The sequence below is a fragment of the Acinetobacter amyesii genome, assembly GCF_023499985.1.
GTDB lineage: Bacteria > Pseudomonadota > Gammaproteobacteria > Pseudomonadales > Moraxellaceae > Acinetobacter > Acinetobacter amyesii.
On the sequence record NZ_JAMCOU010000035.1, the window covers coordinates 90,476 to 105,746 of the forward strand.

General features: G+C 39.9%; 11 protein-coding genes. 8 read left to right on the forward strand and 3 right to left on the reverse strand.

From position 1 onward, the window contains the following. Positions 1 to 82 precede the first annotated feature (82 nt). A complete protein-coding gene (locus M5F03_RS13115; protein ID WP_180111882.1) occupies positions 83 to 598 on the reverse strand; it encodes a pyridoxamine 5'-phosphate oxidase family protein in 516 nt (171 codons plus the stop codon). A 661-nt stretch (positions 599 to 1,259) separates the two neighbouring features. Here M5F03_RS13115 and M5F03_RS13120 point away from each other — a divergent pair. The 6 genes from M5F03_RS13120 to M5F03_RS13145 all read left to right on the forward strand — a co-directional run bounded on the left by M5F03_RS13120 (position 1,260) and on the right by M5F03_RS13145 (position 5,722). Then, entirely contained in the window at positions 1,260 to 1,988 is a 729-nt protein-coding gene (locus M5F03_RS13120) for a HesA/MoeB/ThiF family protein (RefSeq protein WP_180127295.1), read from the forward strand. Positions 1,989 to 2,046: 58 nt separating this feature from the next. Then, positions 2,047 to 3,345, forward strand: coding sequence for an ABC1 kinase family protein (locus M5F03_RS13125; RefSeq protein WP_249708554.1), 1,299 nt, complete (start codon positions 2,047 to 2,049; stop codon positions 3,343 to 3,345). An 83-nt stretch (positions 3,346 to 3,428) separates the two neighbouring features. Further along, positions 3,429 to 3,809 (forward strand): dihydroneopterin aldolase, encoded by a 381-nt coding sequence (folB, locus tag M5F03_RS13130; RefSeq protein WP_180004951.1) that lies wholly within the window; start codon positions 3,429 to 3,431, stop codon positions 3,807 to 3,809. Further along, positions 3,766 to 4,215, forward strand: coding sequence for a 2-amino-4-hydroxy-6-hydroxymethyldihydropteridine diphosphokinase (locus tag M5F03_RS13135; RefSeq protein ID WP_249708555.1), 450 nt, complete (start codon positions 3,766 to 3,768; stop codon positions 4,213 to 4,215). The genes folB and M5F03_RS13135 overlap by 44 nt, the downstream gene beginning before the upstream one ends. A 242-nt stretch (positions 4,216 to 4,457) precedes the next feature. Next, on the forward strand, positions 4,458 to 4,955 hold the full coding sequence (locus M5F03_RS13140) for a DedA family protein (RefSeq protein WP_249708596.1): 498 nt from the start codon (positions 4,458 to 4,460) through the stop codon (positions 4,953 to 4,955). Between the two features lie 77 nt (positions 4,956 to 5,032). Beyond that, positions 5,033 to 5,722 (forward strand): hypothetical protein, encoded by a 690-nt coding sequence (locus tag M5F03_RS13145; RefSeq protein ID WP_249708556.1) that lies wholly within the window; start codon positions 5,033 to 5,035, stop codon positions 5,720 to 5,722. 69 nt (positions 5,723 to 5,791) lie between these two features. On the opposite strand, the gene coq7 is transcribed toward M5F03_RS13145, so the two are convergent. Together coq7 and M5F03_RS13155 are read right to left on the reverse strand one after the other, a co-directional pair. Then, positions 5,792 to 6,427, reverse strand: a complete 636-nt coding sequence (gene coq7 / locus M5F03_RS13150) for a 2-polyprenyl-3-methyl-6-methoxy-1,4-benzoquinone monooxygenase (protein ID WP_180023519.1) — start codon at positions 6,425 to 6,427, stop codon at positions 5,792 to 5,794. Between the two features lie 3 nt (positions 6,428 to 6,430). Further along, a complete protein-coding gene (locus M5F03_RS13155; RefSeq protein ID WP_180110138.1) occupies positions 6,431 to 7,750 on the reverse strand; it encodes an MFS transporter in 1,320 nt (439 codons plus the stop codon). Between the two features lie 177 nt (positions 7,751 to 7,927). Here M5F03_RS13155 and M5F03_RS13160 point away from each other — a divergent pair, with 177 nt between their 5' ends. Together M5F03_RS13160 and M5F03_RS13165 are read left to right on the forward strand one after the other, a co-directional pair. Next, positions 7,928 to 10,669 carry an autotransporter assembly complex protein TamA gene (locus M5F03_RS13160; RefSeq protein WP_249708557.1) on the forward strand — a complete coding sequence of 914 codons (2,742 nt, stop codon included), beginning with the start codon at positions 7,928 to 7,930 and terminating at the stop codon, positions 10,667 to 10,669. 21 nt (positions 10,670 to 10,690) lie between these two features. Then, the gene (locus M5F03_RS13165) at positions 10,691 to 15,211 is read left to right on the forward strand and encodes a translocation/assembly module TamB domain-containing protein (protein ID WP_249708558.1); all 4,521 of its coding nucleotides are present in this window, start codon (positions 10,691 to 10,693) and stop codon (positions 15,209 to 15,211) included. Positions 15,212 to 15,271 lie beyond the last annotated feature (60 nt).

The window sequence follows — 15,271 nt, forward strand, 5'->3', positions numbered from 1 at the left end:
AGATCATATATATATTTGACTAACTATGGGACAATCCAAATTAACCTAAAATTAAAGCATTAATTCGAATCAATAAAATCATTTATTTTAAGTTCAGGGTATTATGTTCAGTATCAAGTTCTTGAGTTTTACCCGTTAAATTGCCCTTCAAAACTTTGAATAAATGGGTGACTTTATTGTCTTTGACATTCCAGAATTCTGCACTAATAGCATTAGCTATCAAAACGCGAACAGTAGGATCAGTCTTGCCATCGAACCAGTTTTCAGCCCAAGGATTCCATAATTTATCGATTAGGGCCGCATCTGTACTGATTTCTCCATGAGCACTAATTGATACATAAATATCGTCTGAAGGTTTAGCGAATGCTAATCCAAGATGATTACGACCTGCATTGACTGCCTCTACAAGGTCATTGTTTTCTTTCATAAGAAAATAGATATTTTCATGCTCATTCATCTTATCAGAATTAAGCATAGTCATAGGTTGAGAATGAATTTCTTGCTTGTCAGTGACATGGCTAATCATGGTGAAACGCACGTCTTTAATGAGTTTCCATAATTTTTGTCGCTGATCTTGTTCAACGTATTCTTGTGACATTTTTATTCTCCACTTTTAAGTAATCACTTGGGGGTAAAGGGGTAAATATGACTGAGCACAAAGTATTTGAATAATGTGTGTTAGCTCATAAGTTTATCTAACATATTGTGTCAGCAATTTAATTCTCACTGAATTCATACATATACCTACGGATTAAATCTCTTCGCATACATAAACGCTTAAAATGTCTTGAATTAAGTTTTATTTTTTGAGGCTAAGGTAGAAAAGAATCATTAAAATGAAGCTAATGTAAGCAGCTCTAGTGCAACTAAATATGTTTAAAAATATAACTATATTTTTTATTTATTATTTTTAAAACATGTATACGCTATACCTCTATGATGTTTCTACATACTAAGGTGTCTGAGATACTGTATTTTAAATAGTGTAATTGAAGATACGCTAACTAAGAAAAATACCATGTCTACAGAGCATTTATTTTAACTTTAAGCTGTATATTGTCTTGCTCAAATAGCAGGGTGTTTTTACACTGTTTCGGGTTTGTACTCGAACAACATTTGATGGATATCGGTGTTTTAATCTTTTGCGTGCGATATAAACTCGCCCATTTTTCATGCTTGACGAATTTTAATAAGGAAATACTTTGTCTACGTTTAAATCGAATGAATCAACATCTGAATTTGAATTAAGTGATGATGAAATGCATCTATACAGCCGTCAAATATTGCTTGATGGTTGGGACATCGATGCGCAAGAGAAGCTAAAACTTGCCAATGTACTCATCGTGGGGTGTGGTGGAATTGGTTGTACTACAGCCGAATTATTGGCACGTGCAGGCGTTGGCCAAATCACTTTGATCGATGCAGATCGCATTGAAATCAGTAATTTGCAACGACAAATTGCGTATACCAAAAATGACGTAGGTTTTTATAAATCGGAAATTTTGGCTAAACGCTTACAAGCGATTAATCCGCATATCCGAGTGCAAAGCTATACCACAAAATTAGATGAAAGCAACGCAAGGGCATTGATTTCACAGCAAGATTTGGTTCTCGACGGTTGTGATAATTTCAGCACGCGTTATTTGGTCAATGTGAGCTGCGTAGAAAATAATGTGGCGCTGATTAGTGCTTCAGCGATTGGTTTCCAAGGGCAACTGTTTATGGTCGAAGGAAACGCGGCATGTTATGAATGTCTATTTCCAAAAGAACAACAAGCCAATGAAAGTTTGCGCTGTGCAGACTCGGGTGTGCTTGCAACCACACCAAATGTTATGGCAAGTTTGCAAGCTCATCATGCTTTACTTTATTTGGGTTTAGGAAAGACAGTATTGAAACAAAAACTTTTGTTGTGGGATGGTCTGTCAATGAAACAAAAAATTCTCGCTTTTGAAAAAGATCCAGATTGTCCAATCTGTCAGGCAAGATAAAGCAGCAAGCCCTTATTTTTTTGCTACACTCATGTTAATTATTTTTTTCTAAGACATTATGAAAAACAATATCTGGTTAGATGGAATTCGCTCGGTTGCCCGAATGGGTGAGACCGCAGTGGTCGCGGCTAAAGCCGGTTTTAAATACGCGACAGAAAAACCAAGTAACGCAAAACTCATGCGTGAAACTTTTGAATCACTGGGTTCAACCTATATTAAATTAGGTCAATTTATTGCAAGTACACCTTCTTTATTTCCACGTGAATATGTCGAAGAGTTCCAAGGCTGTTTAGATCAGACACCTTCATTGCCGTTTAGTTATGTGCAGCAGGTATTGGCTTCAGAATTTGCTGGTCGTAATTTAGATGAAATATTTGCTTCAATTGATGAAAAGCCTTTAGCTTCTGCATCGATAGCACAGGTACACGCTGCTAAATTGGTCAGTGGTGAAAATGTTGTTATCAAGGTGCAAAAGCCGGGTGTCGAGACGATTCTCTATACAGATTTAAACGTTTTACATTGGGCAACCAAACTGGTTGAAAAAGCTGTACCTAAAGTCAAATTTGCTTCACTTGCAGATATCGTTGAAGAAATTAAAGTTCGCATGGTACGTGAGGTGGACTTTATTGAAGAAGCTCAAAATCTTGACGACTTTGTGAATTATCTGAATGTGACTCAAAACAAAGCCGCAACAGCACCAAAAGTTTATCACCAATATTCAACGCGTCGAATCTTAACGATGGAACGTTTATACGGCGTACCATTGACTGATTTTGATGTGGTCAAGAAAGTCGCTAAAGATCCATCGCAAGTTTTGGTAACAGCGATGAATACATGGTTTGGCAGCTTGATGTTATGTAATAGTTTCCATGCAGACTTACATGCAGGCAACCTGATGCTGCTAGAAGATGGTCGAGTTGGCTTCATCGATTTTGGTATCGTGGGCCAGTTGAAACCTGAAGTGTGGACAGCATGTATTGCGTTTATGGATGCCCTACAAAAAACTGACTACAACTTGATGGCTGAAAACATGCTGAAAATGGGCATGACGGCTGTCAAAATTGATACACAAGTTTTAGCTGCTGATTTAGAGCGCTTATTTAGCGGTGTGCTTTTGGCTGATCCACAGGAATTATTAACTTCAAATCCTGCCGATTTGAATGACATTATGATGGATATGGTACAAGTCGGAGAGCGTCATGGTATTCGCTTCCCACGTGACTTCGCTTTATTATTCAAACAAATGTTGTACTTCGATCGCTTTATGCGCATCCTTGCGCCATATACCGATATTTATGCAGACCAGCGTATTCAAATGGTGCAGACTATGGACCCTAATTTATTGTTGAAGCAATAATTTAGCCGCAAGATATAAATAAAATCCTCTTGCTTAAACAGGAGGATTTTATCGATGTTTAAGATTTTATTTTGAGTGTAAGAATGGACGCAATTATCATTGAAGGTTTGAAAGTTGAAACTGTAGTCGGCTGTTTCAATTGGGAGCGTCAGATTATTCAGCCTTTGATGCTCGACCTCAATATTCAAACCAGTTTAGCGCAGGCGGCTCAGTCAGATGAGCTTGAAGATACCTTGAATTATGCTGAAATTTGCGAAATATCAGCCAAAGTCATTCAAACTGCTCAACCTAAATTGATCGAACATGCAGCAAAACTGGTGATTGATGCACTTTTTGCTACCTATGACAGCATTGAATCTATTATGATTAGCATCCGGAAGCCTGCCATTATCGCGCAAGCCAATTCTGTAGGAATTCGTCTTGAACGCCACCGAAACGATTTTCGCCCTAGCTCTGGCGAGTAATTTCAATCCCAAACCGCATTTTCAACAGGCTTTACGTCAAATTCAGGCTTTGGGTCATGTTGAATTTTCCAAAATTTATGTGATTCCTTGTCGTGATGGCATTGGGGCGGATTATTGGAATGCAGCTTGTTTGGTGAAAAGCAGTTTATCTGTAGATGAAATCAGCACCTTACTGAAAAAAATGGAAGCAGACTCAGGTCGTGTTCGTCCGTCTCATAATATCGCTTTGGATCTGGATCTGATCGCGTGGGGCGAAAGCTTAGCGCACATGCAATTTAATCCGAAAAAACTGCCTTTAGCACTCGATGTTAAAATACCAATGTTCGACATTTGGAAAAATGAAATGTTTGAACATCCAGCACATCAATTTCCTATGGTGAGTTGCCAAAAAGTTTTAGTGGGTTGAGCGAATGAAACGAAATGTTTTCAATACACATGAGTGATATTTCAAACTGACCTTAAATACGCTAGATAAATAATAACAAAAATATTCAAATCCTGTCATGGTATGAGCTAGCGTATAGGCTGTCCAGGATTACATTATCTTTTTAGCTTCAAAATAATGATATGAACTGGACTGATCTGATTTAGTACTATGGCTATATTGCGATTTTTATTGGCACATTGTTTGAAGGAGAAACAGTGCTGATGATTGGCGCCTATGCTGTCCATCAACACATACTTCATTTTCCAATGTTGATTGCAGTGGCGATGTTAGGCAGTTTTATTGGCGATCAGTTTTATTATCAAATGGGCGCTCGCTATGGGCAAAAACTTATCCAGTCGAATGCAGAATTTGCACAAAAATTCGATCGTGCGAGCCAGTTTATTGAACGTTATCCTATTTTGACCATTTTATTTATGCGCTTTGCTTGGGGCTTTAGAACCATTTTACCTATTGTTGTAGGTGTGCGTGCTTATCCTGTTTGGAAATATGTGCTGATTAATCTGGTCTCCTGTTTTATTTGGGCGATGTTGGTCGCAACGATTGGCTTCCAAATGAGTCATTATTTACATCTGTTTTGGGCGAAAATGCTGCCTTATCATCAAGATATTTACATCGTTATTGCCGTTGTATTATGTATCGTATTTTTACGTGTGCTCTATACGGTGTTGAAGTGGTGGCGTAAGCATCATCAACATTGATAAAGTGAACGTGGCTGATCTGATAAAATCGTCAAAACATAATCAAAAGATTTAAAAGGATATTCAGTGAGAGCAATATGGGTTTAGGTTATGGTGCGGGTGCGATTGCCTTTATCATTATGTGTTTTTCGGTGTTGCTGGTCATATTCGTGATTCCTGCTTGGTTGTATTGGAATGCATGGCAGAAAAAACAACAAAAATTAAGCAAGTATCATCCTAAACTAGATAAAACTGTAAAATGGGGGCTATCGACTTTACTCATTTTTCCAATTTTTGTTCTCCTGAGTTATGCAGAGATTGCTTTTTCAAATCATCAATCAGATCGTGCTTATCAAGAGTATATGGCACAAATTATTATTCAGCTTAAACAACCTTTAGTTTATGGTGAGGTGATATTGCCTCAGGGGACATGGATCAACCGATCATTTGAAACCAACTATTCTCTTGAACAGATGACTGATATTCGTCAAGGTCTGACTTCGGCTCGTTTTCCAGAGCTTATTCAAATAGCTGGATTTGATGTTATTGCATTTGAGCTGGATCGTCATTTATTGCTGGAATTGGCACATGATCATACTGTTGTGATTAATAACCAAAAGGAAATTTGTCCGGCAGGATGGCTGCTTGAATTAGGTGGATCAGGTTATCCGTCCACTGAGCAACTTTATAGTTTGAATTTTGATTGGTTTACACCAAGTCGATGGCAGCCTATAAACTGTTTTGATGGCGAAGGAATTATTGTATTAGAGTCAAAACATTACTTATGAAAAAGCCTGCATCATTGCAGGCTTTTTGTTCACTATTTATAAAACTTAGCGACAATCATTAGAAAATCATTAAATGTAATAACTGGTTTTGGTCATCAGCTTTGAAATACCAGTCATGGCAATACGAACTGGAACAGGAAGGTCTACACCACCTGCATTGAGTGCTGTATCACGGTGATGAAGCTCATCTTCATTCATTTGCACTAAGATTTTACGTGAACGTTCGTCTTGTTCAGGAAGTTGGCGGATGTGGTCTTCTAAATGCAGACTCACCTGACGCTCAGTTTCAGCGACAAAACCTAAGCTGTATTTATCACCGGCAATACCTGCCAATGCACCCATCCCAAAAGAAAGGCCGTACCAAACAGGGTTGAGCAGACTGGTATGGCTGTCTAATTCTTTTAAGCGATCTTCACACCATGCTAAATGGTCTTGTTCTTCAATCGCTGCTTGTTCCATTTCACGGCGTACATTCGGTAGTTTTGCTGTCAGTGCTTGCCCATGATAGAGCGCTTGTGCACATACTTCACCACTATGATTGACCCGCATTAAACCTGCAACATGACGCGCTTCACTCACTGCTAATTGTGTTTCTTCAATGTTAGCAGGGTTTTCTCGATGTGCGGCAGTCGCCCCAGGTACTAAACTACGTAAGGCTTGATCAAATGAGTGAATAAGTTTGTCGACACCTGTAAATTGACGCATGGATTAATCCTCCAGAGAGACTTGCGTAGTTTGAAGCAAAGGTTTGATGCGTAATAGCAGCCAAATACAAAAGATTGCACTGAGCACTGCAGTTATACAAAAAAGTATTTTAATATCAATCTTTAAAACACTCAGAATGATAATTGAAAATATAGCAGAAGATACCATGAAAACGGCATTTAAAATGTTGTTTGCTGCAACTACACGGGCACGATGTGAGCGAGGCGAATAGGCTTGCATCATGGCATATAGTGGAACAATGTAAAAACCACCGCTAATCCCCAATAAAGTCACTGCGATCATTACATGGTAATAGCTCCACCCTTGATGAAATACTTCCGATAAGGTAATAAGTGGGCCAGTTTGAGTCGGGACGAGGGTTAAACTAAATGCTAAATACAGTGCAAATACCGTTAAACCGACAGCGCCGATGGGAACCATCTTAATATTGACTTGAGTGCCGCCCAATTTACGACAAAGCAATGAACCTACGCCCACACCGACAGAGAAAAAGGTCAATAGCAAGCTAACGACATTTTCAGAGGCATGTAGATTTTGCTGAGTCATTTGTGGAATTTGGGTGAGGTAGGTTGCACCATAAAACCAATACCACGAGTTCCCCAATAAAATAGTAAAAATCAGCGGCAAACTTTTGGCATATTTCATCGTTTGGTAACTAGTTCGGAAAAAATTCCAATCGATTTTTAAATCTGGTGTAGTGACATTTTGCTTAAGAATAAAACGACTGGTGATATAACCTAAAATGGCGATGGTCATTACGGTCAGGCTGATCCACAATAAATTGCCTTGTGATGAAGCAATCACAGCACCACCCAAAATCATCCCGAATAAAATCGCCATGGATGTTGCAGATTGGAACAGCGCATTGCCTGACATTAGCTCATTGGGTTTTAAAATTTCAGGCAAAATCGCATATTTGATTGGACCAAAAAATGTCGAATGGGTTCCCATCAAAAATAGAGCCAACAATAACAACCATAAATGACCGGTCAGAAAGCCAATGCTGCCGATGACCATGATGATAATTTCTAAAATTTTGATACCACGGACAAGTTGTGAACGTTCAAACTTATCTGCGATCTGTCCCGCTGTCGCTGAAAAAATAAAGTAGGGTAAAATAAACAATAATGCAGCTAGATTGTTTAGCGTGCTGATGGGTAATGCCTGTTGTTGGATTAATCCATAGGTGATGACCAACAATAAAGCCTGTTTATAGACATTGTCATTGAGCGCCCCAAAAAATTGGGTCAAAAACATAGGCAGGAAACGGCGTGTACCTAGCAGATGTTCGTTGTTATTCATAAGCGTCTTGCTACATTAAGTTTTATTAAGAAATGTGAGTGATTGGTAAAATCTCTAAAAAAATCATGTAATATGTTTTTGAGTTTGGGGATGGCGAAAAACCAATAGATATAAGATCTTTAGCTCTACATCTGATTGACTAAGTCCATTACATAATGAAATTTGTTAGAGTTTGCTATGCCTGCAAAAATCAAGTTTAAAAAAACAATGCTTCATCACAGTATGGCTCACTGCATACGACAGCATCATAGCAATAAAAGTCTATATATGAGCATCTTTTTGACCTTGTGTGCTCAGCATAGTTTCGCCCAAACTCCCGCGGAAACTGTTCCAACCTCTGCAGATACAAAAGCAGAGATTGTTGCTGAAATCAAGGATGAGGCTGTAAAGCAAGGGCTGTCGACGCCTGAAGCAATTGAAAAAATTGAAAATATAAATGAGCCGAAAGAATCTGTTGATAGTATGAAAATGCTGCAAGAACAGCAGCAAGCAGGAACACAACTACAAGAATTTAAACCCATTGAGTTCGAAGATTTAGAAAACTTACCCGTGACACCTGTTGATCAAAACATGGCGAATGAAATCTTCCAAGTTGCTGAAGAGGCCAAACGTCAGGCGCAGGAGTACCGTGCGACACAACAAACAGAAGTTGCTGTTGCGGACATTACCCAAAAAGAGTTAACGGAAATTAACCAAGCGCCAGTCAATATTGATCAGCTCATGGGTGAAATTCGCTCTGATAATGAAATTACTGCAACACAAAATGAAAATGCCAGTACGCTGCAAGAGCTGAATAATCCAACTGTGGAAGATGATGCAGAGCCAGGTATTTTTAAGCGCTTATTATATAAAGTGCGTCCGCCACGTCAGATGAATACGGCAAAAGTGCCACGAATTAGTGCGGATGTTGAAATTACCTCAGCACATAATACCAGTCAGACTTCGAGTAAGGCTTACGGTGCGGCGCTGGAAGATCTCAAAGCCAATATTAAAGGCAAGCTTTCAAGTTTTACTCAAGAGTCTTTTAGCGATTTTCCATCGGCTTTGCCTCAATTACGCAGCTTGTCCAATCAAGCTGCACAAGCTGTAGGCTTTTATCAGTCAGAATTCAAATTTGAAAAAGTGTCTGATAGTAAAGTTCGTGTATTGGTTACACCAAATACGCCTGTGCAAATTCAAAAGCAAAATATTGAATTTTCAGGGGCTGGAGCAAATCAAGCTCAGTTTCAGGTGATTGGTGTTTTACCAGATCAGGAAGAAGGTGACATTCTTAATCATGGTGAATACGAAACGACGAAAGGCCGAATTAATGATGCAGCGACCAATAACGGTTATTTCGACTCGTACTGGCGTTTGCACGATGTAAGAGTGGCTCAACCACAAAATACAGCCGATATCAATTTGCGATTTGAAACGGGTGAGCGTTATAAGCTTGGCGAAGTCGAATTTCGAATGAGTGATCCTAATGCAGAGTTTCCATTGGATCGAGATATTTTAGAAAGTTTGGTGACGTGGAAAGACGGTGCTGATTATACTTTCTGGCGTGTAAATGGTTTAGCCAATAATCTGACCAACTCTCGCTATTTTAACTACACCTTAGTTGATGCGATTCGTCCAGACCCAATTGAAAAGCCGCTTGAACTGCCACCAGATATTCAGACCTTGGTCGATCAAAATCAGTTGTCTGAAAGTTCACAAGTAGTGAAAGACAAAACGGAAGTGATGTCGAATAAGGAAGTCACGCAAAAAGTGGTTGATGAAGACCAATTTGCGGGGGTGAATGATGCAGAGCAATCATCTAAATTACGCAGTTTGCAAGATACGCAAGATGCCAAACAAGCAGAACAAGAACGTTTAAAAGCGCAAGCACGTGAAGATAAAAAAGTCCCTGTGATCGTGACACTAAATGCAGATAAGTTGAATAGTGCAGAAATTGGTGCTGGTTTTGGTACCGACACCGGTACACGTGTTCGTGGGCAGTATCGCCGTGCCATTGTAAACAAACGTGGTCATTCTTTTGACGCCAACATGGAAGTATCCAAAATCCGTCAATCGATTGATGGTCGCTATAACATTCCATATAACCATCCATTAAATGACTATGTCAGCTTGGTCGGTGGTTATGAGCGTGAAGAACGTGACGATGTCGGTCAAGGCGTCAATCTTTCGATTGAATCTGCTGTAGCTGGGGTTGACCGGATTATTAAAAACCCACGTGGTAGTTGGCAGCATACCTTTGGTTTACGTTACCGTTTGGACCGTATTACCGATGACGGCCTAAGTCCTAGTGATGACATTCCAGATGCGTTCTTGGTAAATACCAACAATGAACAGCAGTCTTTGATGTTTGGCTATGAAATTTCTCGAACCGACTCTGATAAACGTGTGAATCCGAGTAAAGGGATTAAGCAAACCTATAAAGTTGAAGTCGGAAGTGAAAGCTTACTTTCAGATGCTGACATGGCGATCTTGAATGCGGGCTGGCGCTTTATTTATTCATTGGGTGAAAATGATAATCACCAGTTCGTGGGGCGCAGTGATTTAGGTTATATTCTGACAGAGAACTTTGATAAAGTTCCTTATAACTTACGCTACTTTACCGGTGGTGACCAAACCATTCGCGGCTTTGACTATAAGAGTTTAGCTGCCGAAGAAAATGGCTATAAAATTGGTGGTCAAGTCTTGGCAACGGGTTCATTAGAATATAACTACCAATTTAAAGAAGGCTGGCGTGCTGCGGTCTTTAGTGACTTTGGTAATGCTTACGATAAAGACTTTAATACACCGACTGCATATAGCGCAGGTGTGGGGATACGCTGGGCTTCTCCAATTGGCCCAATTCGTTTAGATGTTGCTACTGGACTTTCTGACGACAGCAAACCAATTCGTTTACATTTCTTTATTGGTTCACAATTATAATTTTTAGGTGATGTGTTTTTTATGACTGAACAAGAACAGCAAGAACCAGAAAACGAAACGCCGGTAGAGCAACTGCCGAAGAAGCGTCGTATTCTTCGAAGTGTCATTTTGACCTTCGTGTTCGTGCTTATCTTTTTGGTGGCTGCATTAGCAGTTATGTTCTCTACAGACAAAGGCAGTAAGTTTTTACTTGACCGTGTTCTGGAACGTCAGCAAATCATTCACTATGAATATGAAGGTGGTAACCTGTGGCGGGGCATTATTTTACGAAATGTCCTCGTTACGCTAAAACCTGTCGATGTAAAAATTGACCGTGCCGATATTACACTCGGTTGGCGCGCCATTATTAATAAAGAAATTCATTTAAATAAAGCAGATGTTAAAAATCTGCAAATTATTACCAAGACCCCACCTAGCGATAAACCTTTTGCATTTAGTGAAATCCGTCTGCCGTTCGTACTTCGTGTCGATCATGCAGATCTAGATCATATGCTGATTAAAACCCATAGTTCAGGTGTGGATTTTTATGACATTGAATTGAATGAAGCGCTTTGGTCAGGGACGGAATTAAAATTTGAAGATACCCGTATGGATATGGGCTATTTATCTGTGCGCCAAGCGTCTGGGAATATGAAATTTGAAGGCAAGTATCCGCTAAATGCTGTGGGTATTGTCAATTTACCTTCACTACGTGAAAGCTTGAACATTCATGATATTCAAGTGGTGGCTAAAGGATCTCTTGATACGATTCAAGCTGGTGTGGCAACTCATACCCCAGATCTTTTAACTGGTTGGGCTGTGGTTCATCCAATGCGTCCACATGTTCCAATGTTTGGTGCACTCAAATTTAAAAACTATCATTTACCTTTACTGACTGAGCAAAAGCTTTTTGCTAAAAATGGTCTGGCAAAATTCAAAGGGGATATTCAGCGTCTTAATTTAGATTTAGACACGGACCTGAGCGGGGCCAATATTCCTGAGGGTAAATATACTGCGCTCATGAGTACGGACTTGGTCAACCAACTTGATATTACTAACCTAAATGGTCAAGTGATGGGCGGCGCTGTCAATTTGGGCGGCGTGGTGAGTTGGAAAGATCAGGTTACTTGGGATGTAAGCGGTCGTTTAGATAAAATTAATCCAAAACATAAGTTAATTCCGCAGGTGGTTCAAGATTTTCTACCTGTAAATTTAAACAGTAAGATTGCGTCTAAAGGCACCTTTGAAAAAGGCATGCACCTGACGGCGTTGGTGGATTTTGATCAATATGAAACTTGGAATTTAAAACTCGATCAAGCGCCTGCTAAAAATAATAAAGCTCAGCCGATGCTGATGGATGTGTCTTGGAAAAATATAGACCGTGCAGTGCCATATGTTGGATGGTTGAGTAGTGATTCGGGCAATGTGCAATTGGCGCTTACAGAAGGTCAGCAGAATATTAATGTGGCGACCACAGTGTCACGACATGAAAAAGGTGCTCTGCCTGCTGGACAATATCAAGCCAAACTCAATCTGAAAAATAACAATCTCAATGTCCCTGCCTTTAGTTATGTGGCCGACAAAGGTCAGCTCAAAGGTAACGCAGTTGTAGAATTGCCTGATGAAAAACGCATGCTGAAATGGCAAGCCAATGTACAAGCACAGCAGTTCAATCCGCAAACCATCGTGGCTGCTGCGCCTGTCGACCAAATTACAGGGTCATTAAAAGCCAATGGTTATGCAAAACCAAATCAACAGATTATTCAGCTGAATAATATTGATTTATTAGGCCGACTAGCACAGCAAAATGAAACGGTTCATTTAACAGGTAAATCTACTGCTGCGCTGACTTTCCATGATGAGAAACAAGGTGGAGGCTTTAAAGCTTTTGCTGTGAATTATGATGGTGGCCTCAATGCAAGCCAAGTTGCCGCAAGTAAAGGAAGTTTGATTTTCAAAGTATCTGGCACACCTGAATTAATTAAAATAGCCGAACTGCGTCATGATGGCGTGGCAGGTAAGATTTCAGCCAATGGACAGGTTTTACTGCAAAAAGCCATTGGTTGGGATATCAATGCATCACTGGTGCATTTTAAGCCGCATTATTTTGCCTCAAATGTACGGGGTGAATTATCTGGAAATTTAAAAACCAGTGGTGTGTGGTCAGATGCGCTAAAACGTATTCAAATTGAACGTCTGAATTTGGCAGGTATGATCAATAACAAACCTGTCCGTGGTCAAGGTAACTTGGCGATGGTGATTAATTCAAATCAATCTGGCTTTATGCCAAAACAGTTTGAAGCGAATAATTTACTGTTGGCTTATGCCAATAACCAAATTCAAGCCACTGGTAATGCACAAAATTTACAATTGAAAATTAATGCACCAGCGTTATATGAAATTTATGCAGGCCTACGTGGACGTGCTTATGGCTACTTAAATGTTCAAGCACAGCCACGACTGCAAGCATCTGCCAATATCGCAATAGATGATTTTGCTTTTAATAATTTATTCAGTGTGAAAAAAATACGGGTGCAAGGCGAGTTGCCAACTTCTGCGACTTCACCAAGTTTATTAACGGCAACGATGGATAATTTACGCAGTAACAACCGTGAGATTGTAAAAGGTCAAATTTCACTGGCCGGTACACGTAATGCGCATTTATTAAAAGTCAGTGCTGAAAATAAATTATCAAAATTTTATGTGCAGTTAGCTGGTGGTTTTAATGCACAAAATAATTGGCTTGGTCAGATTCAAAAAGGCGATTTTGACTCCTTGCGTACACGTCTTGTGCAGCGTCAAAATGCGTCGATTATTTACAACACTGCACAGTCTGACTTATTTGTCGGTGCGCATTGTTGGATGAGTCAGCAAAGCGAATTATGTTTTGATCAGCCGATCCGTGTGAATAAAAACCGCGGCAATGTATCTTTTGTGACAAAGAATCTAGACTTAAACGACTTTGCAGCATTTATGCCTGAAGGCCTGGCGATTACGGGTAAAGTGAATGGTTATGCGAAAGCGTCTTGGGCGAAAGGTGCAAAACCTAAAATTGATGCACGATTAGTGACTCGTGACGGTTTACTCGGTTTAGCAGCGGAAGACCCACAGTATTTAGCATCCACTTTAAAATATGATGAAGTAGGTTTGATTGCGAAAAGTGTCGCTGAAGGGCTACAAATTCGACTCGATACCAAAGCTCCTGATATTGGTACAGGTTATGCCAATATTATTATTGATCCGTATAAAGCCAATAAACCGATCCGTGGTGAAGTGGCCTTTAACCAAGTTCAATTGAAAATCTTAAAACCATTTATACAAGATGTCCGTTCAATGGGCGGTACGTTGTCTTATGCGGCAAAAATTAGCGGAACATTGTCTCAGCCTTTAATGGATGGTGAGATTCGAGTGAAAAATGGCTCGATTAGCATGATTTCATTGCCTGTAAACTTGACCAATATTCAGTTGTATTCTGCTGTGCGTCAAAACTACGCGACTATTGATGGTGCATTTAACAGTGGGCGTGGTGTAGGCAAATTAACCGGAAATATTGACTGGAAAAATGATCCACGTATCCAGTTGAATTTAACGGGTAATGAAATGTTGGTCCGTCAAGCGCCATTGATCACCGCTGTTGTAACGCCTGATTTATCTTTAGATGTGCTGCCTTTCAGTAAGAAATTAACCTTAAAAGGTAAAATTGATGTGCCGCGTGCATTGATTTCGATGCCAGAATCGTCTGCAACAGTGGTTGGGGTATCTTCAGATGTACGTGTGGTACATGAAGGTGATAATCAACTTGAAATCTTAAAATCGGCACGTCCTTGGGATATTCGCGCTGACGTACAGGTGAATATTGGTAATCAAGTGATTTTTCAAGGTTTTGATAGCCGAATTCCTTTGATTGGTCGTTTGAATTTGACACAACGTGGATTAGAAACAGCAATGCGTGCCAATGGTGCAATCGGTGTTTCTCAGCGTGTGAAAATTGAAGCTTATGGTCAAAGTCTGGACTTGAATCGTGCGATTGCCCGTTTTAATGGACCATTGGCGAACCCTACTTTAGATATTGATGCCAATAAAGCCGTGCAAGGCAGTACTGTTGGTGTTCGTGTGACAGGTACAGCATCAAGCCCTGCAATTCAGGTGTATAACGATGCAGGTCTATCTGAACAAGAAGCCTTAAATGCCTTAATTACAGGTCGTATCAATGAAGGAAGTTCAGGTTTAAGTCAGGCGGAAGGTTTCCGTTCTGATGTGAACAACACGATTGCTGCAGCCGGTATTAGTATGGGCTTGGGTGGCACACGTGCATTGACCAACCAAATTGGTCGTACATTTGGTCTGAGTGGTTTGGCATTAGATGCTCAAGGAACAGGAGATGATACTCAGGTTTCTGTGACGGGTTATATCACACCTGACTTATTCATTCGTTATGGTGTCGGGGTATTTACACCAGTGAATAAACTGACCTTGCGTTATCAAATGAATCAACGTTTGTACTTGGAAGCGAGTCAGTCTTTAGAGCGTGCAATTGACTTATTCTATAACTGGCGCTTCTAAGAGAAGTCAAAATTTGAATATAAAAAAATGCAGCTTAGGCTGCGTTTTTTTATGCAAATA